This window comes from Nonomuraea sp. LP-02 (genome assembly GCF_036289125.1).
Classification (GTDB): Bacteria; Actinomycetota; Actinomycetes; order Streptosporangiales; family Streptosporangiaceae; genus Nonomuraea; species Nonomuraea bangladeshensis.
This window is the reverse complement of record NZ_JAXCLK010000001.1, coordinates 2,933,174-2,956,294: the sequence shown is the minus strand read 5'-3', so window position 1 is coordinate 2,956,294 and position 23,121 is coordinate 2,933,174. Positions and strand designations below refer to the sequence as shown.

The following is a 23,121-nucleotide window of genomic DNA, read 5'->3' as shown; positions in this document are numbered from 1 at the left end:
AGCGCCGATCGTCAGTCCTTCTTCTTGCCGTCGTTCTTGCCGTCGTCGAGTGCGTACTGGTCGTCCGAGGCGGCGCCGAGCACGGTGACGTCGCGGACCTTCCAGACGCCCTTCTCCTTCACAAGAGCGATCTTAAGGTGCGAATCCTTCACCGAGCGGATCGCTTCCGAGGTGTTCACCTGCTGATCGACGACGACGATCGCGTGCGCCGTGGCTTCGTCCACGTCGGCCAGGTAGACCTCGCGGACCGTGGCCTGGGCGACGGCCTTCAGCTTGACGATGACCTGCGCCATCGCGCCGCCGAACGCGGTGTCGTAGGTGGTGAGGAAGTCGCCCGTCGCCTGGGTGCTCAGGGTGGAGCGGGTGGACTGGAGGTCGCGATAGTCGTAGCTCAGCAAGGACGTGCTGAACGCGCTCGCCGCGCCGGACACCTCCAGGCGCAGCGCCCGCTCGGCCTCCAGCGCGGTGCGGGCCTCGTCGGCGCGGGCCGCGGCGTACCACTGGAGGCCGGCGGTGGCGGCGAGCGCCACCACCAGCATGGCGGCCATCGCACCGGCCAGCTTCGCGCGGACGACCCGGCGCCGCTTTCCCTCGCCACCGGCGGGTGCCCCTCCGGATGGGGGAGAAGGGGGAGCGGGCGTCGTTTCGGAGTCAGGGGAGAGGGGAGCGGACGTCCCTTCGGATTCGGAGGAGGGAGGAGTGGGCGTCGCCTCGGGCTCTGGGGAGGATGCCGTGGGGTCGGTGTGGGGGGAGGGGGCGAGGTCCTGGTCGGGGGTCAATCGGACTCCTCACGGCGGCGGGCCGCCCGGCCCGCCGCGGTCCAGCCCACGATGCCACCACTCGCCACCACGGCGAGGAAGATCGCGGCGATCAGCGGGACGATGTTCGTCGGGGTACGGGACGACGGGGCGGCCGCCCCGCTGGGGGAGGGCGTCCCGGGATCGAGCTCATCCTGGTCCGGCGATTCGGGAGACGGTTCAGCAGAAGAGGGATCAGGCGGCGACGTGGTGGCGGGGTCGGGGTCGGGGTCGAGGTCGGGGTCGGGGGAGGCCGGGGCGCCGGTGTGCCGGACGTCGGCGGCGACCGCCCGCTTCGGGCAGGCGCGCACCCGGGGCACGGACGGCGGCCCGAGCGGCCCCGCGTACTCCTCGGCCGGGGTCGGCCCGCCCGGCACGCTGAAGATGAACGTCGCCTTCCCGTACACGGTGCCGCCCTGCCGTTCGCTGATGTCGTCGGCCAGGGTGAGCGCCGTCGGCACGATGGCGAGCAGGTGGTGGGTGTTGCGTTCGGTCGCGGCCGAGAACGCGGGCCGGTGCGGCAGCCCCAGCCCGGTCAGCAGGCAGGAGAACCCCGGCCGCGACCGCTTGATGGCCGCGTCGAGCTGGGCGAACACCCCCGGCCCCTGGTCGAGGAAGGCGTTGAGGTCGGTACGCGAGGCCCGCAGCGCGGCCGTCACCGTGCTGAGGTCGCCGATCCCGGAGGCGAGGGCGTCCTTCCGCCCGGCCAGGGTGTGGGTGAGCCGGGTGAGCTGCACCGCCAGCTCGTCGAGCGCGTCGGCGTTGTCGGCCAGCGTCCCGGTGAGCGAGTGGGCGTCCTCGATGAGGTTGCGGATCGTGGGCGCCCGCCCGTCGAGCGCGACGGCCAGCTCGTGGGTGATGGTCTTGGCGTCGCGGGGCGGTACGGCGTTCAGCAGCTTGCCGACGCCCTCGAACAGGCGCTTGTAGTCGAGCGGCACCGCCGTCCTCGTCAGCGGGATCGTGTCCCCGGCCGCGAGGACCGGCCCGCGGACGCCGGTCGGCGGCGGTGACAGCTCCACGTACGGCTCCCCGACCGCCGACTTGCGCCGGACCTCGGCCGTCACGCCCTTCGGGAGCCGTACGTCCCGGTCGAGGTCGAGCCCGACGACGATCCGGCCGGGCGCGAGCCGCACGTCGCCGATCTTGCCGACCCGCACCCCCAGGTACGCCACGTCGAACCCGCGTACCAGCCCGGGGGAGGAGACGAACTCGGCCGACACCCGGTACGGCCGCTCGATGACGTCCAGCCGGATGATGGTGCTGAACGCCCAGACCGTCATGACGATCCCGAGCAGCACGAAGAAGCCGAGGTTCAGGTAGATGCGGTGCCTCATCGCGGCGGCTCCAGCAGCAGGCGGAAGTCCCCGCGCCCGTCGGCCGCGGGCGGGTCGCCGCCGCCGGAGGAGGGGGCGGGGGCGGGCAGCAGCAGGCCCTTCAGCCAGAGGTAGGTGAGCATCTGCCCGTTGACCACGATCGGCGGCGCGTCGATGAACTCCTGGAGCTCGTTCACCAGCCTCTTGAGGTCCTCCTTGCCGCGCTGCATCGACGACGAGACGGCCTCCAGCTCGCGCAGCAGCGTACGCAGCCGGGCGGCGTGGCGCGGGTAGACGGTGAGGTTGGCCTCCCTGGCCAGCTTCGTCAGGGCGATCACGGTCGTCTTGATGTGCCGGCGGCCGTGCGCGAGCCGGGAGGTGGCCGCGGCGAGCGTGCCGGGCAGCCGGTCCAGCTCGGCGCTGCCCTCGGCCAGGTCGTCGCCCAGCCGGGCCAGCGCGTCGATGGTGGTGGCGAGGTCGGCGCGGGCGGCGGCGTAGGCGTCGGTGACCTCGGCGGTCTGCCTGATGAGCCGGTTGACCTGGTCGCCCTGCCCGGCGAACGCGGTCGAGGCGGCGTCGAGTATGGCGTTGACGTCCTGCGCGCCGAGTGCCTCGATGAGCGGCCCGGCCCTGGCGGTGACCTGCTCGATGTCCGGTTCGACGGAGGTCTCGGCGATGGTGGCGCCGTCGGCGAGGTACGGCCCGGTGGTCAGGTCCTTGCCCGGCGGCGGGGTGAGCAGCACGTAGTTCTCGCCCAGCACGGACGTCTTCGCGACGGTGGCGGTGCTGCCCTGCGGCACCCGGTGCGCGGCCTGGACCGACATGGTGACCCTGGCCCGGTAGCCCTGGAGCCGGATGCCGGTGACGGTGCCGACCCGTACGTCGGCGATCTGCACGCTGTGCCCCGTGACCAGGCTCTGCACGTCGTCGAAGACGGCGTGCAGCGTCAGCTCGCCGGTCGTGGCGCCCGGCGTCGGCAGCGAGCAGGACGCGGTCATGAGCAGCGCGAGCAGCGCGGCCGGCAGGCGGGCCCTCATCGCCGTCTCCTCTCGAAGGGGCAGTTGCTGAGCCCGCCCGGCAGGCACGGCACCGGCCCCAGCTTCAGCGCGTCGAACAGCGGCTGCAGCCACGCCCTGGTGAGCGCGTTGAGCACGACCCGGATCTTCAGCACGTGGTGTTTCCTGTCCCAGGAGTCGACGAGCACGTCGGCGAAGTCGGCCGCGCCCTTGACCGCCCGCGCGACGGACTCGCTGTTGGCCCGCAGCGTCAGGACCAGCTCGGCCAGCGTCCCCGCGGCCTGCGGCAGCCGGGTGGAGTACTGCTCGATGAGCACGTCGCCGCGCCGGACGAAGTCGGCCATGCCGGCGATGAAGCCGCGCAGCCGCCGCCGCTCCTCGGCGAGGATGGCGCTGGCCTCGGAGAAGGAGTCGATGGCGCCGGTCACCTGGCTCTCGCGCTCGTTGAGCGTGGTGGCGATCCTGTTGAGGCCCTTGGCCAGGTCGATGAGCTGCTGGTCCTGCTTGGCGAGGGTGCCGGTCAGCTCGGCGGTGTCGGCGATCGCGTTGTTGATCGTCTTGCCGCGGCCCCTGACGCTGCGGGCCAGGTCGCCCGCCGTGTCGCCCAGCTTGTCGGAGTCGAGCGCGTCGGTCAGCTTGGTGAACGCGTCGAGCGCGTCGTCGATCTCCACCGGCAGCTCGGTGCGCTCCAGCGGGATCGTGGCGCCGGCCGCGATCCGCCGGTCGCCGGGCCGCCACGGCGGGTGGAGCACGACGTTCCGCTCGCCGAGGGTGTTCTGCGGCGCGACCACGGCGCGGACGTCCGCCGGCAGCGGCACCTCCCGGTCCACCAGCAGGCTCACGCGCACCCGGTCGCCGTCGACGCGGATGCTCTCGACGTAGCCGGCGTCGAGGCCCATGACCTTGACCCGCGCCTGCTCGTACAGGGCGGGCGCGGCGCTGAAGACCGCCGTCAGCCGGTACGGCTGCGCCCCCAGCACCGAGCACCCGGACGCCAGCAGCGCCCACACCGTCAGGACCGCCGCCAGCCGCCTCACCGGTCGTCCTTCCTGTCCTTGGCCCTGTCCTTCGCCACCGCGGCCAGCACCTCGGGGTTGATGGGACCGAGGCCCGTGGCGATGGCCTCCAGCCACGGGCCCTGGCCGCCCATCGTGGCGAGGCCCGTGAAGGTCGGGCCCGCCCACGCGAGGAGCGCGTTGAACTCCTTGTTGCTGCCGCTGAGCCGGGTCGTGATGGCGGCGTTGTCGTCGAGCACCTGGACGAGGGCGCGCTCGTGCTCGCTGATCAGCCGCGTGGTGCTCTGCACGAGGTCGCTGCCGTCGCCGAGCAGGGTGCGCAGCTCGTTGCGCCGTTTGCGCAGCTCGCCCAGCATGACCTCGATGGCGTCGATGAGCCGGACGAGCTGTTTGTCCTTCTTCTTCAGGACGTCCATGATCTTGTTGCCGTTGTCGAGGAGCCGCTGGAGCTGCGGTTCGCTCTTGCTGATCGTGTCCGACAGGTCGCCGATGTTGCGCAGCAGCCGGGTCAGCCGGCCCTTCTTGGACAGGTCCACCTTGTTCAGCTCGCTCAGCAGGTCGTCCACGGCGTCGGTGTCGAGCCGCTTCACCAGCCGGGTGGCGTCGTTGATGGCGTCGTTGACCAGCGTCGGCACGCCCGTCCGGTCCAGGGGGATGCGCCGCTGCGCCTCGGGGAGCTGGTCCAGGTAGGGGGCCGCCACGGCGCCGGACAGCTTGACGTAACGGCCGCCGAGCAGGTTCGACAGGGCGATGTCGGCCCGGGTGGCGCGGCCGAGCCGTACGCCGTCGTCCACCCGCCAGGTGACGACGACCTGGCCCCGGGCGTAGTCGGCGCGCACCTCGGTCACCTTGCCGACCCGTACCCCGGCCACCCGCACGTCGTTGCCGGTCCGCAGCCCGCCGGAGTCGGCGAACACGCCCGAGACCGTGTAGCCGCCCTCCAGCAGCCCCAGGTTGCCCACCAGGAACGTGACGACGAGGATCGCGCCGAGCGTCACCATCGACACCAGGCCGACGGCGTGCTTGTCGCGGTCCCGAAAGGATTTGAGCGGCATCAGCGGCCCACCATCAGCTTGCGCAGGTCGTCGGCGTTCTGCACGCGCGTGTTGCGGAGCGGCGGCGGCGTCTGCACCCCGTACGGGCACGGCGCCGGCCCCAGCGCCAGGCAGGGCACGGCGGTGACGAAGTAGCGGCCCCGGTCCACCGTCGAGTACGCCCGCGAGAGCACCGGCTGCAGCGTGTTCACCGTCCGGTCGATCTCGCCCACGTGCCGCCGGACGCCGCCGGTCAGCCCCTGGAGGTTGTCCACGAGCGCGCCCAGCTCCCCGGCGTTCCTGCCGAGCACCTGGTCGGCGGTGTGCACGGTCGCCGACAGCTCCACCAGCGAGTCGTCCACGAGCCTGCGGTTGGCGGCGAACGCCTCGGTCAGCGTGACGAGGTTGTCGACGAGCCGCTCGATCTGCACGTCCCGGCGGGCGACCACGTCGCTGACGGTCGCGTAGTCCTTGAGCAGCCCCTCGATCGTCTGCCGGCGTTCGCTGACCGTGGTGGTGATGGCGTCGACGTTGTCCAGCAGCCGCGGGAGGTTGCGCTCGTTGCCCTTGAGCGCGGCCGCGGCGGCGGTCAGGAGCTGGTTGATCTGCTCGGCGTCGAGGCTGCGGGTCAGCGGGCCGAGGTCGCTGACGAGCTGCCCGACGTCCACGACGGACGAGGTGCGCGCGATCCGGCCGCCGGGCGGCAGCCGGCCGGGGGCGGTGCCGGGCAGCAGGTAGACCACGCGCTGGCCGATCGCGTTGCGCCAGCGGATCGCCGCCTCGGTGTCGGCCGGCACCCGGACCGCGTCCTGCACCTCCATGGTGACCTCGGCGCGGCCGTCCACGACCCTGATGTCCTCGACCCGGCCCACCGGCGCGCCGGCGATCTTCACCTGGTCGCCCTCGGCCAGCCCGGACACGTCGTCGAACGCGGCCACGACGCGGTAGCCGCCACCGCCGCCGACCCGGGCGATCTGCACGCCGATCACCACGATCAGCGTCACGGTCAGCCCGAGGAACAGCGCGAAGCGCAGGAACGTCCAGCGGCGGCGGGACCGCTCGGCGGAGACGCCCATCTCAGCGCCTCCCGTCGGTCGGGCCGCAGGCGCCGACGATCAGCTCGCAGACGTCGGTCTCCACGAACGCCTCCACCTGGAGCTGGTTCCTGCCGCCAGGACCGGGGGCCTCGACGAGCTCGTTGAGCAGGTCGAGCAGCCGGTTGAGGCCGCGTACGCCGTCCCCGGCCAGGCCGAGCTGGGCGTAGATGAGCGCGGCCACCCGCTCGGCGGAGTGCACCCCGGCCCGCAGGTCCTGGCGGTGCGCGCGCAGGCCGTGCGCGCCCTGGCCGGCGATCGAGGTCGTCTCCTCCAGCAGGGCGCGTACCTTGTCGGCGCGTCTCAGCAGGTCGGGAGTGATGACGTTGACATCGGAGGAGATGGAGATCAGCTCGTCGCCCTTGTCCGACAGGGCCGTGCCGAGCGCGGCGGTGTCGCGCAGGAACCGCCGGGCGAGGTCGCGCCGGCGGTGGGCGACGCCGACGAGGGTGCCGGCGTCGCCGATCAGCTCGCGCAGGTTGTCGCCCTCGCCGTCCAGGCCGCGGGCCAGGGTGTGGACGATGACGGTGACCTCGCGCGGGTCGATCGCGTCCAGGCCGCGGTAGGCGGCACCGAGCGTGTCGGACAGGTCGAGCGGTCCCGTGGTGTTCGTGATGACCGCGCCGGAGGCGAGGAAGGGGCCGGTGGCCTCGTCCGGGCCGGGGACGAGCGCGACGTACTTGGGGCCGAACACCGAGCTGGGCTCGACGGAGGCGGACGCGGAGACGGGCACCCGCACCTCCGGCCGGACGTGCATGGTGACCACGGCGCGGCCCTTGGCGTCGAGGGAGACGCCGGTCACGTCGCCCACCGTGATGCCGCGGATCTTGACCGGCGAGTTGGTGTCCAGGCCCTGCCCGGCGCGGGCGAACACCGCGTCGATCCGCGTCCCGGCCGCCTCGGTGGCCGTACGCACCACGACGATTCCCGCCGCGGCCAGCACCGCGAGCACGGCGAAGGCGATGCCCACCCGGGCGGCGAGGGGAAGTTCGAATCGGGCCACCGGCTCACCCCGTCAGCGGTATGTTGCCGCCGCCGCCCCAGAACAGGTACGACAGCAGCAGGTTGAGCAGCACGATCGTGACGATCGACTGGCGGATGGCACGGCCCGCCGCCACCCCCACGCCCACCGGCCCGCCCGTGGCGTGGTAGCCGTGGTAGCAGTGGATCACGATGACCGCGAAGGCGAACACACCGACCTTGGCGACGCTGAACAGGATGTCGCTGACCGGCAGGTACAGATAGAAGTAGTAGTCGTAGACGCCGGGCGCGAGCCCGAACAGCGCCGTGCACATGAGCCGGGTGGCGAAGAAGCTGGCGAACAACGCGATCAGATAGATCGGCATGAGCGCCAGCAGCGCCGCCACCACGCGGGTGCAGATGAGATAGGTGAAGGCGTTGATGCCCATCACCTCCAGCGCGTCGATCTCCTCCGAGATCCGCATCGCGCCGAGCTCGGCCGTGAACGACGAGCCCACCTGCGCCGCGAGCGCCGTCGCCGCGATGATCGGGGTGATCTCGCGGACGTTCGCGAAGCTGCCGACCAGCCCCATGAACGACTCCGCGCCGATGGCCTGCAGCCCCTGGTAGCCCTGCAGGCCGACGGTCGCGCCCACGACGAACGCCATGGTGAACACCACGAACACCATGCCGCCGCCGATGACGGTCGCCCCGACCCCCACCACGACGTCGCTGACCTGCCGGATGACGACCTTGAAGTAACGCAGCCGCAGGACGACGTCGCGCACGCAGTAGAAGAGCACCTTCCCCACGAACAGCGGCCAGTCGGCCAGCCCGGCGAACCGTTCGGCGAGATCCCGCCCCCGGTGGGCGAGCCGCAGACCCGCGGTCCGCGACACCATCACAGGGACCTCGGGGGATAGGCGAGGAAGTACACCGCCGAGATCACGTAGTTGAACGCGAACACCAGCATGAACGTGACCACGGTCGCCTGGTTGACTGCCCGCCCCACGCCGACCGGGCTGGTCGCGCAGGTCATGCCCTTGTAGCAGGCCACGGCGGCGGCGATGAAGCCGAAGATCCACGCCTTGAACAGCGTGACGTACAGGTCGGAGGAGACCACCAGGGACAGCGCCCCGTCGAAGTACGCGCCGGGCGTGACGCCCTGCACCACGACGTTGAAGAAGTAGCCGCCGCTCGCGCCCGCCAGGATGACCAGTGGGCACAGGCACACCGCGATCGTGCTGGCCGCCCACATGCGCGGCGTGACCAGGCGGTGGATCGGGTTGACGGACATGACCTCCATGGCCGACAGCTCGTCCCGGATGTGCCGGGCGCCGATGTCGGAGGTCATGGCGCTGCCGCCGGCCCCGGCGATCAGCAGCGCGCTGGCCAGCGGCGCCACCTCGCGGATGAGGCCGACGAACACCGCGCTGCCGGTGGCCGAGCCGGCGCCGAGCTGCCAGGCCAGCTCGCCCACCTGGAGGGCCACGGTCGCGCCGAGCGGCAGGGAGACCAGCAGCACCGGGACGCTGGTGACGCGGGCGAGGAACCAGCACTGGTCGACGAACTCCCACCACCAGCTCTTGACGTCCCAGCTGCGCCGCAGGCCCTCCAGGGCGATGACGAACAGATCGCCGACCTGCCCGAGCATCGAGCGGGCCTTGCGCCCGACGAATCCAGACGCGAATCCGGACGCGAATCCAGACGCCGATCCGGGCACGGCCATGCGCTGACCACCTCCGCCGCCTACGGATCAGCCACCCTACTGACGGGGTGTCCAGTAGTCGACGCTTTCGTCAGAATTTGCGGGAAAGCTATGAGGCGCCGGCCGCGCCTTGTCAGCACCGGGTGAAACGTGGCCGCTTCGTTACGCCAGGCCGCTCATCCACGACTCGATCTCGTCGGGGTGGCGGGGGAGCGCGGCCGACATGAGCACGGCCCCGTCGGCGGTGACCGTGAGGTCGTCCTCGATGCGGATGCCCATGCCGCGCAGCTCCTCGGGCAGCGTCAGGTCGTCCGGCTGGAAGTACAGGCCCGGCTCGACGGTCAGCACGTGGCCCTCCTCCAGGACGCCGTCCAGGTAGACCTCGCTGCGGGAGCGGGCGCAGTCGTGCACGTCCAGGCCGAGCATGTGGCCGCTGCTGCACAACGTGTAGCGGCGGTAGAGACCGGTCTCCATCAGCTCGTCGGTCGAGCCCTTCAGCAGGCCCCAGTCCCGCAGGCCGTCAGAGATCACCCGCATGGCCGCGAGGTGGAAGTCGCGGAAACGGGCGCCGGGGCGCAGCGTGGCGATGGCCGCGCTCTGGGCCTCGTACACCAGCTCGTACGCCTGCCGCTGCGCCGGCGTGAAACGCCCCGACAGAGGGAAGGTGCGGGTCACGTCGGCGGTGTAGAGGGTGTCGCTCTCGACACCCGCGTCCAGCAGCAGCAGGTCGTTCCCGTCGAGCCGGCCGTCGTTGCGGATCCAGTGCAGCACGCAGGCGTGCGCGCCGGAGGCGACGATGCTCTCGTAGCCGATCGCGTTGCCCTCAAGGCGGGCCCGCAGCCCGAACACGCCCTCCAGGTAACGCTCGCCGCGCGGGTGGGCCAGCGCCTGGGGGAGGGCGCGCACGACGTCCTCGAAGCCGCGCGCGGTCGCGTCCACGGCGTGCTGCAGCTCGCCCAGCTCCCACTCGTCCTTGACCAGCCGCATCTCCGACAGGAACGTCTCCAGCTCGGCGTCGCCGCCGCCGCGCGGCGCGCGGGCGTCCACCGACGGGTCCACGCCGCGCAGCACCCGGGCCGGCCGGTCGAGGTCGCGGCCGAGGTCGAGGTCGCGGATGTGGGCGCACTCCACCTGGTAGAGCTCGGCGGCCTCGGCCAGGTCGGGACGGCGGCCGGCCCAGAACTCGCCGTAGCGGCGGTCGCGGTAGAACTCCTGGCCCTCGCCGCGCGGCGAGCGCGGCCGCAGGTAGAGCACGCTCTCGCCGGACGGCTCGATCACCAGCACGTCGTCGGGCTCGCCGGCGCCGGTCAGGTACGCGTACGCGCTGTGCGGCCGGAACCGGTAGTCGGCGTCGTTGCTGCGCACCTTGAGCGTGCCCGCCGGGATCACCAGCCGCTCGCCGGGGAAGCGGGAGGCGAGCGCGGCGCGGCGCTTGGCGGCCCAGGGCGCGATCGGCAGCGCCGTCACGTCGGTGCGCCGGGTGTCCGCCCAGCCCGTCCGCATGAAGGCGGCAAGTTCGTCGGTGACGGGCAGGTCATGGCTTCCGATGTTCAGCGGCTCGGTCATCTCACTGTGTCCCTGGTCAAGTGATGAATCGGTACAGGTAATGGAGGGGGTCCGGCAAGCAGCCTACGGGACGGGTTGACGGGCTCCCCACCGGCTTGTTTGCCTTGGGGGCAGAAGAAGGAACACCGAGGCAGAGGTGATGCCACATGCTCATCGGGACGATCCTGCGCGTCAAAGGCAGCCGCGTGACGACCATGCCGCCGTCGGCGTCCGTCCGGGCACTGCTCGCGCAGCTCGCCGCGCACAACATCGGAGCGGTGGTGATCTCCACGGACGGCTTCACCATCGAGGGCATCGCCTCCGAGCGCGACGTGGTCCGCCACTTGAACGAGCGCGGCGCGGGCGTGCTGGAGGAGCCGGTCTCCGCCATCATGACCACCGACGTGCAGACCGTCGGCCCCGGTGAGAACGTCGAGGCGCTGCGGCAGATCATGACCGAGCAGCGCTTCCGTCACATGCCGGTCGTCGAGAACGGCCGCCTGGCGGGCATCGTCAGCATCGGCGACGTGGTCAAGAGCGCCATCGAGGAGCTGGAGACGGAGAAGGCGTCGCTCGTCGACTACCTGCACCGTTGACAGGGGTGGGACGCTGGGACCCGTGACGTACGGGCCGCCGCCTCCCCCCGGATACTTACCCGAATACCCGCGCGCGACCAGCAGCCCGCCGATCATCCTGCTGGTGTCCGGGCTCGCCGCGCTGCTGGGCTTCCTGCTGGGCGTCTTCGTGGGCTTCGGCGCGGCCGGCACCGGCGACGGCGCGGACGCGGAGCCCGAGCCGGCGGTGACGGTGACCGTCGAGGGCACTGATCCCCCCGCCACCGACCCCCTCACCACGGATCCCCCCACCACGGGTCCCCCAACCACAGAGCCCCCCACCTCTGGGCCGCCCACCAGCGACCCGCCCACCACCGGGCCCACCACCGGGCCCACCACCGGGCCCACCACTGGCCCGCCCGTGACCCAGCCCGGGGTCGTGCCGAGCGGCGGCGCGTCCGCCGGGACCGGCGTGAACCCCGCCTCCCTCCGCACCCTCGTCGTCGGCACGGACATCCAGCCCGGCACCTACCGCACCACCGGCCCGACGTCCGGCTTCTCCATGTGCTTCTGGGCCCGGATGCGCAGCGCCGACGCCGGCCTCGACGACGTCATCACCTCGGGCATGCCGACCGGCCCTGCCACCGTCACCATCCAGCCGACCGACAAGGCGTTCTCGACCGGCGGCTGCGCGGAATGGACCCGCGCATGATTATTTGGTGCGCCAAACTCTGGACAAAAGAGCAAGAACGCGCAATTCTATCGGCAACCAGGAGGGAGGCACGGTCGAGCGTGCTGGCGTGACGTCCTACAGTTATGGGCCACGCCACTCCGGCGCCCCCGGCACGGGCGCGGATCGGAGAGTGCGGAACAGCGCGCAGCGCCACTTGTCCCGAACCGTACGTTCGCGAGGAGTGACATGCGCCCCTCCCCATCCGACCCCCCTGCTCCGGCACCCGCGTTCGACCTGCTGGTCATCGGCGACGTCAACCCCGACGTGGTGCTCTCCGGCGCGCCCAGGCGGCTCGCCTACGGCCAGCGCGAGCAACTCGTCTCCGGCGGCGACCTCGTACTCGGCGGCTCCGGGGCGATCACCGCGTGCGGGGCCGCCCGCCTGGGCCTGCGGGTGGCGTTCGCGGGACGGGTAGGGGACGACGCCGCCGGGCGGTTCGTCCTGGACGCCCTGTCCGCGCGCGGCGTCGACGTCACGCACTGCGTCGTCGGCCCCACGCCGACGGCCATGACCGTGGTGCTCGCCGACGGCCATGACCGGGCGATCCTCACCTCGCCCGGCTGCCTGCCCGACCTGACCGTGGACGACGTGCCGCGCGGCCTGGCCCGCCACGTGCACGTGTCCTCCTATTTCCTGCAACCGGCGCTGGCGGCCGGTCTGCCCGGCCTCCTGGCGGAGGAGCGCGCGAGCGGCGCGAGCACGTCGCTCGACACCAACGACGACCCTGCGGGCGCGTGGGACGGCCTGGCCGGCGTGCTCCCGGAGGTGGACGTCTTCCTCCCCAACGCCGCCGAGGCCGTCGCGATCGCCGCCCGCCTCGCCACCCCGCACCCGCTTCCGTCGTCCGTTGAGGAGGCCGCCGCCCGGCTGGGCGCGTTCGGCCCGCTCGTCGCCGTCAAGGACGGCGCCGAGGGCGCGCTCGCCTGGGAGGCGGGCCGGACCGTCCGCGTCCCCGCCGTCCCCATGGAGCCGGTGGACACCGTGGGCGCCGGTGACAGTTTCAACGCGGGCCTCATCGCCGCCCGGCTGCGCGGGCTGGACCTGCGCGAATGCCTGCGCGTGGCGGTGACCTGCGGATCCCTCTCGACCCAGGCCGCCGGCGGCACCGCCGCCCAGCCCACCTGGAAGGACCTATGAGAATCGCCTTCATCGGCGCGGGCAGCGTCGAGTTCACCCAGGGCCTGCTGGCCGACCTGGTCGCCCTCCCCGAACTCGGGGAGTTCGAGGTGGCACTGCACGACATCCACCCCGAACGCCTGGAGACCGCCGAGGCCGCCGCCCGGGTCATCGCCGCCGACCGCCCCGTCAAGATCTCCTCCAGCCTCGACCTGCGCCGCGCGCTGGAGGGCGCCGACTTCGCGATCAACATGATCCAGGTCGGCATGATCGACGCCACCCGCGTCGACTTCGAGCTGCCGGCCCGCTACGGGCTGCGCCAGACGATCGCCGACACGATCGGCGTGGGCGGGATCTTCCGCGCGCTGCGGACGTTCCCCGCCCTGGACCTCATCGGCCGGGCCATGGCCGAGGTCTGCCCCGACGCCTGGCTGCTCAACTACACCAACCCCATGGCCATGAACGTCTGGTACCTGGCCGCCGCCACCCCCGTCCGCAACGTGGTCGGGCTCTGTCATTCGATCTACTGGACCGCCCACGACCTGTCCGAGCTCGTCGGGGTGCCGTACGAGGAGGTGTCGTACCTGGCGGCAGGGGTCAACCACCAGTCGTGGATGCTGCGTTTCGAGCACCGCGGCGAGAGCCTCTACCCCCGCCTGGACGAGGCCGTCGCGCGCGACCCCGAGCTGGCCCGCCGGGTGCGCGTGGACATGTACCGCAGGCTCGGCTTCTACCCGACGGAGACCAGCGAGCACTCCTCCGAGTACGTCCCCTGGTACCTGTGCCACGAGGACGAGATCGAGCGCCTGCGCATCCCCGTGGACGCCTACCTCGCCATCAGCGAGGAGAACGTCCGCCAGTACGAGGCCACCCGCGACGCGCTCCGCGCGGGCCGGCCGATCACCGTGGAGGGCACGATGGAATACGCCCCGCAGATCATCCACAGCATCGTCACCGGCGCGCCCCGCGTCGTCTACGGCAACGTCTCCAACACCGGCCTGATCGGCAACCTGCCGTCCGGCGCCGTGGTCGAGGTGCCGTGCACGGTGGACGCGCTCGGCGTCCGCCCGATGGCCGTCGGCGACCTGCCGCCGCAGTGCGCCGCGCTCAACCGCGCCTACATCAACGTCAACGAGCTGACCGTGCGCGCCGCCGTCGAGGGCCGCCGCGACCACGTGCGGCACGCCATGATGGCCGACCCCAACACCGCCGCCTCGCTCACCGCCGGCCAGATCGACGCCCTCTGCGACGACCTGCTCGCCGCCCACGCCGGCCTCCTGCCGGAGTCCCTGCGATGAGGGCCCGCGCGGGCGCGGCCGTCCTCGTGCTCGCCGCCGGGCTGCTCGCGGCCTGCGGCGGGGGCGGCGCCGAGCAGGAGAGCGGCCCCATCGAGATCACCTGGTGGCACGGCCAGGTCGAGAGCCAGGCCAAGGTCATCGAGGAACTGGCCGCCGAGTACGGCAAGGCCCACCCGGACGTCAAGGTCGTCCCGGCCGTCGGCACCACCAACGTGGACGAGATGTTGCAGAAGGTGCAGGCAGTCCTGGCCGGCGGCAAGGCGCCCGACATCGCCTACATGTACGGCACCTGGTCGCCGGTCCTCGCCAAGACCCCCAAGGTCCACGACCTGACCGCCACCGTGAACGCGCCCGGCTTCGGCTGGGACGACTTCTGGCCGTCCGAGCGGGCCGTCTCCGAGGTGGACGGCAAGGTCGTCGGCATCCCGGCCATCGTGGACAACCTGGCCGTCATCTACAACAAGAAGCTGTTCGACGCGGCCGGTGTCGCGTACCCCGACAAGGACTGGACCTGGGACGACTTCCGCGCCGCGGCGAAGAAGCTGACCGGCGGCGGCGTCTACGGCACCGCCTACCCCGTCACCGGCACCGAGGACACCGTCTGGCGCTTCTGGCCGCACCTGTGGCAGCAGGGCGGCGAGATCCTCAGCCCCGACGGCAAGAAGTCCGCCTTCAACACCCCGCAGGCCGTCGCCGCACTCGACCTGTGGAGCGCCATGGCCCGCCAGGACAAGTCGGTCTACCTCGACCAGAACGGCGAGAAGTTCCTGCCGTTGTTCCAGAGCGGCAAGGTCGGCATGGTCATCGCGGGACCGTGGGCGCTGTTCGACATCATCGACCACAAGATCGACTACGGCGTCCAGATCCTCCCCGGCACGAACGGCGACCACCAGACCATCGCCGGTCCGGACAACTGGGTCGTCTTCGACAACGGCGCGCGGCGGACCAAGGCCGCCACCGACTTCCTCACCTGGCTCACCCGCCCCGAGCAGGACGCCCGGTGGACGCTCGGCCTCGGCAACCTGCCGGTACGCAAGGCCACCACCGAGCTGCCCGCGTACCGGAAGTTCACCGAGGACTTCCCCGGCATCGACGTCTTCACCGCCAACCTCGACAACGCCAAGAAGGCGCGGCCGCAGCTCGCGTCGTACCCGGAGTTCTCCGAGAAGGTCGGCAACGCCATCGCGCAGGCCCTGGTCGGCGGCACGCCCGCGCAGGAGGCCCTCGCCAAGGCCGCCACCGAAGGGGACCGGGTGCTGGAGCGCTCGCGATGACCGCCGTGACGGCGGAGGTGGCGGCCCACCGGGCGGCGCGGCGCGCCCGGTGGCTGCCCCACCTCACCGGGTGGGGCTTCGTCCTGCCCGCCACGCTCGTGATCGTCGGGCTCAGCGTCTTCCCTGCCGTGTGGGCGCTGCTGCTGTCGCTCCAGGACGGCGACCTGCTCACCGGCGGCTCGTACGTCGGCCTGCGCAACTACGCCGACCTGATGGGCGACGCCGAGCTGGCCGCGGCCACCGGGCACACCCTCCTCTACACCGTCCTGTTCGTGCCCGGCTCGGTCGCGCTCGGGCTGCTGCTGGCGCTGGCGCTCAACCTGCGCATCCGCCTCATCGGCTTCTACCGCACCTGCTTCTTCGTCCCGTACGTCGTCTCGGCCGCCGCCACCGGCATCCTCGCGAACTTCGTCTTCGACCCCGACTTCGGCATCGTCAACGCCGCGCTCAAGGCCGTCGGCCTGCCCGCGATGGGCTTCCTCCAGGACCCCGGCCAGGCGATGCTCACGCTGGTCCTCATCTCCATCTGGGGCGGCGTCGGCATGCCCGCCGTCGTCTACCTCGCCGCGCTCCAGGACATCCCGCGCGAACTGGTCGAAGCCGCCCGCGTGGACGGCGGCAGCGGCCGGCACGTGCTGCGCCACGTCGTGCTGCCGCAGCTCAGGCCCGCCACCGTCTTCCTGGTCATCTGGCAGACGATCACCGCGCTCCAGCTGTTCGACCTCGTCTACACCACCACCAAGGGCCAGCCGCTCGACTCCACCACCACCGTCGTGTTCTACCTGTACCGGCAGGCGTTCCAGCTCTTCCACTCCGGCTACGGCACCGCCATCGCGTACGTCCTGTTCCTCGTCACGCTCGCCGTGTCGGGCGCCGTCCTCTGGAGGAGCGCGCGATGAAGCACCTCAAGCCCCGGCACCTGGCCCACCTCGTGCTCATGCCGGCCGCGCTGCTGTTCGTGGCGCCGCTGGTGTGGATGGTGCTGACCGCGTTCATGCCGGACACCGACATCAACAGCTACCCGCCCAAACTGTGGCCCGAGCAGCCCACCCTGGCCGGCTTCGAGCGCATCCTCACCGAGGACGACTACCCGCGCTGGCTGGCCAACACGGTGATCGTGGCCGTCGCGGCCGTGCTCGGGCACGTCGTGCTGTGCTCGCTGGCCGGCTACGGCTTCGCCCGGCTGCGCTTCCGCGGCCGCGGGGTCGCCTTCGCCGCGCTCATGGCCACCATCATGGTGCCCACGCAGGTGCTCATGATCCCGACGTTCCTGGTGTTCAAGAACCTCGGGCTCATCGACACGCTCGGCGCGGCCATCGTGCCCTGGCTGGCCTCGGCGTTCGGCGTCTTCCTCATGCGGCAGTTCTTCCTGTCGCTGCCGCGCGAGCTGGAGGAGGCCGCCACCATCGACGGGTGCGGCCGGGTCGGCGTGTTCGTCCGCGTGGTGCTGCCGCTCGCCCGGCCCGCGCTGGCCACGCTCGTCGTCTTCACGCTGCTCGGCTCCTGGAACGACCTCATCTGGCCGCTCATCGCCATCTCCTCCGAAGAGCACTACACGCTGCAGCTCGGCCTGGCCACCTTCGCGGGCGCCCGGCACACCGAGTGGTCGGCGCTCATGGCGGGGAACGTGGTGGCCGTGCTGCCGCTCGTGGCCGCGTTCGTCCTGGCCCAGCGGCACTTCGTGGCCACGATGAGCTTCAGCGGGCTGAAGGGCTGAACCCCCGGCGGGGCCGCGTCTATGCCGGTGTTTGCGGCGGTGCGGTGGGCGTAGGAGGATGCGCTCAGCCACATCGAGGAGGATGACATGTCGGTCTTGAAAAGCTTCATGGACAGCGTGCGCAGCGGTGCCATCGAGGTGATCGACCTCACCGCGCCGCTCTCGGCCGACACGCCGATCCTCCAGCTCCCCGAGCCGTTCGGCAACACGATCCCGTTCCGGCTGGAGGAGATCAGCCGCTACGACGACCGCGGCCCCGCCTGGTACTGGAACGACATCCACACCGGCGAGCACACCGGCACGCACTTCGACGCGCCCGTCCACTGGGCCACCGGCCGCGACGGCGAGGACGTCTCCCAGGTGCCCGCCGCCCGGCTGGTCGCCCCCGCCGTCGTGCTTGACATGGCCGACGAGGCGTCCAAGGACCCCGACTTCCTCCTCCAGATCGACCACGTCAAGGAGTGGGAACGCGCCAACGGGCCGTTGCCCGAGGGCGGCTGGCTGCTCTACCGCACCGGCTGGGACGCCCGCGCGAGCGACCACGCCGCCTTCCACAACGCCGACGAGACCGGCTCCCACACGCCCGGCATCTCCGCCGAGTGCGCCGCCTGGCTGGCCGCCGAGACCCCGATCCTCGGCCTCGGCGTCGAGACCGTCGGCACCGACGCCGGCGCCGCCCACTCCTTCGACCCGCCCTTCCCCTGCCACGCCTTCCTCCTCGGCGCGGGCAAGTACGGCCTCACCCAGCTCCGCAACCTCGACCGCCTGCCGGTGACCGGCGCCGTCGTGGTCGCCCCGCCGCTGCCCATCCTCGGCGGCTCCGGCAGCCCCGTCCGCGTCCTCGCCCTGGTCGAACGGTGATCGTCGCCGAGGCGGTCGGCCGTGCCCTCGCCGCCCGCGGCGTCGAGACCGTCTTCGGCGTGGTCGGCAGCGGCAACTTCCACGTCACCAACGCCCTGGTCGCGGCGGGGGCGCGGTTCGTCGCGGCCCGCCACGAGGGCGGCGCGGCGACCATGGCCGACGCCTACGCGCGGATGAGCGGGCGGGCCGGCGTCCTGTCCGTGCACCAGGGGCCCGGCCTCACCAACGCCGTGACCGGCATCGCCGAGGCGGCCAAGAGCCGCACGCCGCTCGTCGTCCTCGCCGGCGAGGCCACCGACCGCCGCTCCAACTTCCACATCGACCAGGACGCGCTGGTGGCGGCCGTCGGCGCGGTGGCGATGCGGGTCACGTCGGGGGAGGAGGCGTGGGAGCGGGCGGAGGAGGCGTACCGGATCGCGGTCGAGCAGCGCCGTACGGTCCTGCTGAGCCTGCCCCTCGACGTCCAGTCCCTGCCCTGCCCCACCACCCCGGCCGCCGGATCCGGTCCGGCCGCGTGGTCGGCCGCCGGAGCGGGGACGGCCGCGCCGCTCACCGCCGCCGGGACGGCCGGCCGGCCCGCTGCCGGTGAGGGCGAGGCGGATCTGCCGCTCGCGGCCGAGGTGGACGCGCCCGCCCGCCTGCTGGCCGGGGCGTCGCGACCGGTGTTCATCGCCGGGCGGGGCGCCCGGCACGCGCGGCGGGAGCTGGAGGCGCTCGCCGACCGGACCGGCGCCCTCCTCGCCACCTCGGCCGTCGCCCGTGGCCTGTTCCGTGGCAGCCCGTGGGACCTGGACGTGTCCGGCGGCTTCGCCACCCCGCTGGCCGCCGAGCTGATCGTGGGAGCCGACCTCGTCGTCGGCTGGGGCTGCGCGCTCAACATGTGGACCACCCGGCACGGCTCCCTCGTCCCCGCCGCCGGCCAGGTCGTCCAGGTGGACCTCGACTCCGCCGCGATCGGCGTCCACGTGCCCGTCGACCTGGGCGTCACGGGCGACGCGGCCGCCGTCGCCGCGGCCCTGACCGGCCTCGTCCCGGCCGCGGCGGGCTACCGCTCGGCCGCCGTCGAGGGCCGGATCCGGGCCGAGGGCCGCTGGCGGGCGGTCCCGTACGAGGACCAGGGCGACGGCGGCCGCATCGATCCGCGGACGCTCACCATCGGCCTGGACGACCTCCTCCCCGCCGAGCGCGTCGTCGCCGTCGACAGCGGCAACTTCATGGGGTACCCGTCGATGTTCCTCGACGTCCCCGACGAGAACGGGTTCTGCTTCACCCAGGCGTTCCAGTCGATCGGACTCGGCCTGGCCACCGCGATCGGCGCGGCCGTGGCCCGCCCCGACCGGCTGCCGGTGGCCGCGCTCGGCGACGGCGGCGCGCTCATGGGCGCCGCCGAGCTGGAGACCGTCGTCCGGCTGGGTCTGCCGATGGTGGTCGTGGTCTACGACGACGAGGCGTACGGCGCCGAGGTGCACCACTTCGGGCCGCACGGGCACCCGCTGGACACCGTCACCTTCCCGCCCACCGACCTGGCCGCGATCGCACGCGGGTACGGCTTCGCCGCCGTGACCGTCACGCGGGAGGCCGATCTGGGCGGCGTGGCGGAGTGGCTGAAGGGGCCGCGCGACCGGCCGCTGCTCGTCCACGCCAAGGTGACCCGCGACCGGGGGGCGTGGTGGCTGGAGGAGGCGTTCAAGGGCCACTGACCCCGCCCCCCGCCGTCGCCGTAGGAGCGTGTCGTCAGAGCTTGCGGACAGTGCGGGCCTCGTCGGCGGCGGCCAGGACGTCGGACAGCGGCATGCCGGTGCCCGACGTCACCGCCGCCGCGACCGCGCCCTCCACGAACGGCACGTCCGCCACCACGACCCGGCCCGGCTCCTCCAGCAGCCGGGCGGTCAGCACCGAGCTGCCGAGGTCGGGCACCAGCAGCACGCCGTCGCCCTGGTCCACCTCGCGGACGGCGGCCTCGACGAGGTCCAGGCTGGTGCCGAGCCCGCCGTCCTCGGTGCCCCCGGCCGCCGCCACGGGCACCTCCTCGCCGGCGATGCCGCGTACCAGGGCCACGACCTCGCGCGCCAGTCCCGCGCTGTGCGACACCACCACCACGCCCACCATCACGCCGCCCCCGCCGCTCCCGCCGCCGGGCCGTGGCCGCCCGCGGCCACCGTGGCCAGGGCCGTCATGAACAGCGCCGACGACGCCGCCCCCGGGTCCTCGTGCCCGACGCTGCGCTCGCCGAGGTAGCTGGCCCGGCCCTTGCGCGCCTGCAGCGGGATCGTGCCCGCCGCGCCCTCGGCGGCGGCCCGTGCCGCCAGCTCGAACGCCTCCGGGGTCCCCACGCCGTCCCGCAGCGCCAGTGCCAGCGCCCGCGAGGCGGGAACCAGCGCGTCCACCATCGTCTTGTCGCCGAGCACCGCCTTGCCGAGCCGCTCCAGCGCCACCACGCCCTCCTCGAACGCCGCCGCGAACCCCGCCAGCGTCACCGGCTCCGCGATGCTCCGTCCCATCTGCCGGAACACCGAGCCGTACAGCGGGCCCGACGCGCCGCCCACCTTCCTGATCAGCGTCGCGCCGGCCACGGAGAGCACCTGCCCCGGCGACTCGGGCGGCGCGCCGGCGAGGGCCTGGACGACCTCGGTGAGCCCGCGGTCCAGGTTCGTGCCGTGGTCGGCGTCGCCGATGGCGGCGTCCAGCTCGGTCAGCCGGTCGCGGTCGCGCCGGACCAGCCCGGCCGCCTCCTCGAACCACGCCACGAAGAACCCCGCGTCCATCGCCCTGCCGCCCGCGTCGCCGCTGCCCGGGATGGACATCAGCGCCCCCAGCGCAGCGCCGGCGTCTCGACCGGGGCGTCCCAGAGGCGGGTCAGCGTGTCGTCGAGCCGGCAGACCGTGACGGAAAACCCCTGCATATCCAGACTTGTCACGTAATTGCCGACCAGTGACCGCGCCACCCGCGCGCCCTTCCCCCTGACGAACGACTCCACCTCGGCGAACACCACGTACAGCTCCATCAGCGGCGTCCCGCCCATGCCGTTCACCATGACCAGCAGGTCGCCACTCAGCGGCAGATCCCCGTGAACCGCCTCCATCGCCACCCCGGCCAGCTCGCGCGCCGACACCATGGGCGCACGGGCCCGCCCCGGCTCGCCGTGGATGCCGATGCCCAGCTCCACCTGGTCGTCCGGCAGGTCGAAGGTCGGCTTGCCGGCGTGCGGCGTCGTACACGAGGTGAGCGCGATGCCGAACGAGCGGCTGCGCTCGTCCACCTCGCCCGCCACCGCCGCCACCTCGGCCAGCGGCGCGCCCTCCTCCGCCAGCGCCCCGGCGATCTTCTCCACGAACAGCGTGGCGCCGGTGCCCCGGCGCCCGGCCGTGTAGAGGGAGTCCTGGACGGCCACGTCGTCGTCCACCAGGACGCTCGCCACCTCGACGTCCTCGGTCAGCTCGGCGGCCATCTCGAAGTTGAGCACGTCGCCGGTGTAGTTCTTGACGATGTGCAGCACGCCCGCGCCACCGTCCACGGCCTTCGTGGCGTCGATGATCTGGTCGGGGACCGGTGAGGTGAAGACCTCGCCGGGGCAGGCCGCGTCGAGCATGCCGTACCCGACGAACCCGGCGTGCAGCGGCTCGTGCCCCGAGCCGCCGCCCGAGACCAGGCCGACCTTGCCCTGGCGCGGCCCCTCGGCGCGGTAGACCACCTGGTCGCGCACCCGCAGCGACGGGTGGGCCGCGGCCATGCCGGTGAGCGCGTCCGCGACGACGGAGTTCGCCGAGTTGATGAGCTTCTTCATCCGATCTCCAGCCTGTCGGCACGTGAGGCGAGCCTACAAGGGCCGCCTCCGCCCGGCCCCCGAGCGGATCGCCGGATCTGCCCCGTTCTCAGCAAGGCGCGGGCGTCGTAGCGTGGACGGGGTGGATGTCAGCTACAACCCCTACGACTCGTCGATCAACGACGATCCGTACCCCGTCTACGCCCGTTTACGCCGCGAGGCCCCGCTCTACCACAACCCGGAGCTCGGCTTCTGGGCCCTGTCCCGGCACGCCGACGTCGCGGCCGCGCTCGTGGACAGCGCTCGGTACTCCAGCGACCACGGCCCCATGATCGACGCCGGGGCCTGGACGCCGCAGGCGCGGGCGTACCTGTCGTTCGTGGCCATGGACCCGCCCGACCACACCCGGATGCGGGCCGTCGTGTCCCGGGCGTTCACGCCGCGCCGGATCGCCGCGCTCGAACCCATGATCCGCGAGATCGCCCGCGCCTACATCGAGGAGGGGCTGGCGAAGGGCACGTTCGACTTCGCCGCCGACCTCGCCGCGAAGCTGCCGCTCGACGTGATCTCCGAGCTGATGGGCGTGCCGTCGTCGCGGCGGCACAAGGTGCGGCGCAGCGAGAGCGTCCTGCTCAAGAACGACCTCGCCACCACCCTGACCGAATCAGGACTCCGCAGCCTGCTGACGCTCGGCGACTACTACGCCTCCATCGTCGCCCAGCGCCGCGCCGAGCCGCGCGACGACCTCGTCTCCGCGCTCGTCGCCGACGGCGACCTCACCGACGAGGAGATCGTCGCGTTCCTGTTCCTGCTGATCGGGGCGGGCTCGGAGACCACGACCCACCTGCTCTGCGCGGCCTGGTACTGGGCCTGGCGCAACCCCGGGCAGCGCGAGATCGCCTTCGACGGCGGCGTGCCGCAGTGGGTGGAGGAGTCGCTGCGTTACGACACGCCGGCGCACGTGACCGCGCGCCGCCTCACCGGACCCACCGAGCTGCACGGCGTGCTCGTGCCGCGCGACGCCAAGATGTGGGTGCTCATCGGCTCCGCCAACCGCGACGAGGAGGTCTTCCCCGACCCCGGCGTCTACGACCTCGGCCGCGACACCTCCCGCGCCATCAGCTTCGGCGTCGGCCGCCACTACTGCCTCGGGGCCGCCCTCGCCCGCCTGGAGGGCCGGATCACGCTGGAGGAGCTGACCAAGGCCGTCGCGCGCGACTACCACGTCCACGAGGAGGGCATCAAACGGACCACGCACGGCAACGTCCGGGGCATGGTCAGCCTTCCGACCACCGTCCAAGCGGCCTGATGCGGCTGCTACC

Annotated in this window: 23 protein-coding genes; 10 read left to right on the top strand and 13 right to left on the bottom strand. The window is 72.5% G+C overall.

Annotated elements, in window-relative coordinates:
- Positions 1-11: 11 nt before the first annotated feature.
- The 10 genes from SMD20_RS13745 to SMD20_RS13700 form a co-directional block, all read right to left on the bottom strand.
- Entirely contained in the window at positions 12-548 is a 537-nt protein-coding gene (locus tag SMD20_RS13745) for a hypothetical protein (RefSeq protein ID WP_329580090.1), read from the bottom strand.
- A gap of 227 nt (positions 549-775) precedes the next feature.
- Positions 776-2,131, bottom strand: a complete 1,356-nt coding sequence (locus SMD20_RS13740) for an MCE family protein (RefSeq protein WP_329580087.1) — start codon at positions 2,129-2,131, stop codon at positions 776-778.
- Positions 2,128-3,147 carry an MCE family protein gene (locus tag SMD20_RS13735; protein WP_329580084.1) on the bottom strand — a complete coding sequence of 340 codons (1,020 nt, stop codon included), beginning with the start codon at positions 3,145-3,147 and terminating at the stop codon, positions 2,128-2,130. Before SMD20_RS13735 ends, SMD20_RS13740 begins: the two co-directional genes overlap by 4 nt.
- Positions 3,144-4,163, bottom strand: coding sequence for an MCE family protein (locus SMD20_RS13730; RefSeq protein WP_329580082.1), 1,020 nt, complete (start codon positions 4,161-4,163; stop codon positions 3,144-3,146). Before SMD20_RS13730 ends, SMD20_RS13735 begins: the two co-directional genes overlap by 4 nt.
- Positions 4,160-5,197, bottom strand: a complete 1,038-nt coding sequence (locus tag SMD20_RS13725; RefSeq protein WP_329580078.1) for an MlaD family protein — start codon at positions 5,195-5,197, stop codon at positions 4,160-4,162. Before SMD20_RS13725 ends, SMD20_RS13730 begins: the two co-directional genes overlap by 4 nt.
- Positions 5,197-6,252 carry an MlaD family protein gene (locus SMD20_RS13720; protein ID WP_329580075.1) on the bottom strand — a complete coding sequence of 352 codons (1,056 nt, stop codon included), beginning with the start codon at positions 6,250-6,252 and terminating at the stop codon, positions 5,197-5,199. Before SMD20_RS13720 ends, SMD20_RS13725 begins: the two co-directional genes overlap by 1 nt.
- A gap of 1 nt (position 6,253) precedes the next feature.
- Positions 6,254-7,273, bottom strand: coding sequence for an MCE family protein (locus SMD20_RS13715; RefSeq protein WP_329580073.1), 1,020 nt, complete (start codon positions 7,271-7,273; stop codon positions 6,254-6,256).
- A 4-nt stretch (positions 7,274-7,277) separates the two neighbouring features.
- The gene (locus tag SMD20_RS13710) at positions 7,278-8,132 is read right to left on the bottom strand and encodes an ABC transporter permease (protein WP_091075763.1); all 855 of its coding nucleotides are present in this window, start codon (positions 8,130-8,132) and stop codon (positions 7,278-7,280) included.
- Positions 8,132-8,884, bottom strand: coding sequence for an MlaE family ABC transporter permease (locus tag SMD20_RS13705; protein WP_329580065.1), 753 nt, complete (start codon positions 8,882-8,884; stop codon positions 8,132-8,134). The genes SMD20_RS13710 and SMD20_RS13705 overlap by 1 nt, the downstream gene beginning before the upstream one ends.
- Before the next feature lie 216 nt (positions 8,885-9,100).
- Complete coding sequence (locus SMD20_RS13700) at positions 9,101-10,504, bottom strand: aminopeptidase P family protein (RefSeq protein WP_329580062.1); 1,404 nt, start codon at positions 10,502-10,504, stop codon at positions 9,101-9,103.
- Positions 10,505-10,650: 146 nt separating this feature from the next.
- On the opposite strand from SMD20_RS13700, the gene SMD20_RS13695 reads away from it, so the two are divergent.
- From SMD20_RS13695 to SMD20_RS13655, 9 genes are all read left to right on the top strand, one after another.
- Complete coding sequence (locus tag SMD20_RS13695; protein ID WP_329580060.1) at positions 10,651-11,079, top strand: CBS domain-containing protein; 429 nt, start codon at positions 10,651-10,653, stop codon at positions 11,077-11,079.
- Positions 11,080-11,101: 22 nt separating this feature from the next.
- Positions 11,102-11,749, top strand: a complete 648-nt coding sequence (locus tag SMD20_RS13690; protein WP_329580057.1) for a hypothetical protein — start codon at positions 11,102-11,104, stop codon at positions 11,747-11,749.
- Between the two features lie 207 nt (positions 11,750-11,956).
- Positions 11,957-12,907: a carbohydrate kinase family protein gene (locus SMD20_RS13685; protein ID WP_329580055.1), complete on the top strand. Its 951-nt coding sequence runs from the start codon at positions 11,957-11,959 to the stop codon at positions 12,905-12,907.
- On the top strand, positions 12,904-14,184 hold the full coding sequence (locus SMD20_RS13680; RefSeq protein ID WP_329580052.1) for an alpha-glucosidase/alpha-galactosidase: 1,281 nt from the start codon (positions 12,904-12,906) through the stop codon (positions 14,182-14,184). The genes SMD20_RS13685 and SMD20_RS13680 overlap by 4 nt, the downstream gene beginning before the upstream one ends.
- Positions 14,181-15,458: an ABC transporter substrate-binding protein gene (locus SMD20_RS13675; protein ID WP_329580049.1), complete on the top strand. Its 1,278-nt coding sequence runs from the start codon at positions 14,181-14,183 to the stop codon at positions 15,456-15,458. Before SMD20_RS13680 ends, SMD20_RS13675 begins: the two co-directional genes overlap by 4 nt.
- Positions 15,455-16,357, top strand: coding sequence for a carbohydrate ABC transporter permease (locus tag SMD20_RS13670; RefSeq protein ID WP_329580046.1), 903 nt, complete (start codon positions 15,455-15,457; stop codon positions 16,355-16,357). Before SMD20_RS13675 ends, SMD20_RS13670 begins: the two co-directional genes overlap by 4 nt.
- Entirely contained in the window at positions 16,354-17,175 is an 822-nt protein-coding gene (locus SMD20_RS13665) for a carbohydrate ABC transporter permease (RefSeq protein ID WP_329580043.1), read from the top strand. Before SMD20_RS13670 ends, SMD20_RS13665 begins: the two co-directional genes overlap by 4 nt.
- A gap of 87 nt (positions 17,176-17,262) precedes the next feature.
- Complete coding sequence (locus SMD20_RS13660; RefSeq protein ID WP_329580040.1) at positions 17,263-18,036, top strand: cyclase family protein; 774 nt, start codon at positions 17,263-17,265, stop codon at positions 18,034-18,036.
- A complete protein-coding gene (locus SMD20_RS13655) occupies positions 18,033-19,736 on the top strand; it encodes a thiamine pyrophosphate-binding protein (RefSeq protein ID WP_329580038.1) in 1,704 nt (567 codons plus the stop codon). The genes SMD20_RS13660 and SMD20_RS13655 overlap by 4 nt, the downstream gene beginning before the upstream one ends.
- Positions 19,737-19,770: 34 nt before the next feature.
- Here SMD20_RS13655 and dhaM read toward each other — a convergent pair whose 3' ends face one another.
- Genes dhaM through dhaK form a run of 3 tightly spaced genes read right to left on the bottom strand, consistent with a single transcriptional unit; the run spans position 19,771 to position 21,820 of the window.
- A complete protein-coding gene (dhaM, locus tag SMD20_RS13650; RefSeq protein ID WP_329592527.1) occupies positions 19,771-20,145 on the bottom strand; it encodes a dihydroxyacetone kinase phosphoryl donor subunit DhaM in 375 nt (124 codons plus the stop codon).
- Positions 20,145-20,840: a dihydroxyacetone kinase subunit DhaL gene (gene dhaL, locus SMD20_RS13645; protein ID WP_329580035.1), complete on the bottom strand. Its 696-nt coding sequence runs from the start codon at positions 20,838-20,840 to the stop codon at positions 20,145-20,147. Before dhaL ends, dhaM begins: the two co-directional genes overlap by 1 nt.
- Positions 20,840-21,820: a dihydroxyacetone kinase subunit DhaK gene (dhaK, locus tag SMD20_RS13640; protein ID WP_329580032.1), complete on the bottom strand. Its 981-nt coding sequence runs from the start codon at positions 21,818-21,820 to the stop codon at positions 20,840-20,842. The genes dhaL and dhaK overlap by 1 nt, the downstream gene beginning before the upstream one ends.
- Before the next feature lie 121 nt (positions 21,821-21,941).
- Here dhaK and SMD20_RS13635 point away from each other — a divergent pair, with 121 nt between their 5' ends.
- The gene (locus SMD20_RS13635) at positions 21,942-23,108 is read left to right on the top strand and encodes a cytochrome P450 (protein WP_329580031.1); all 1,167 of its coding nucleotides are present in this window, start codon (positions 21,942-21,944) and stop codon (positions 23,106-23,108) included.
- Positions 23,109-23,121: the final 13 nt, after the last annotated feature.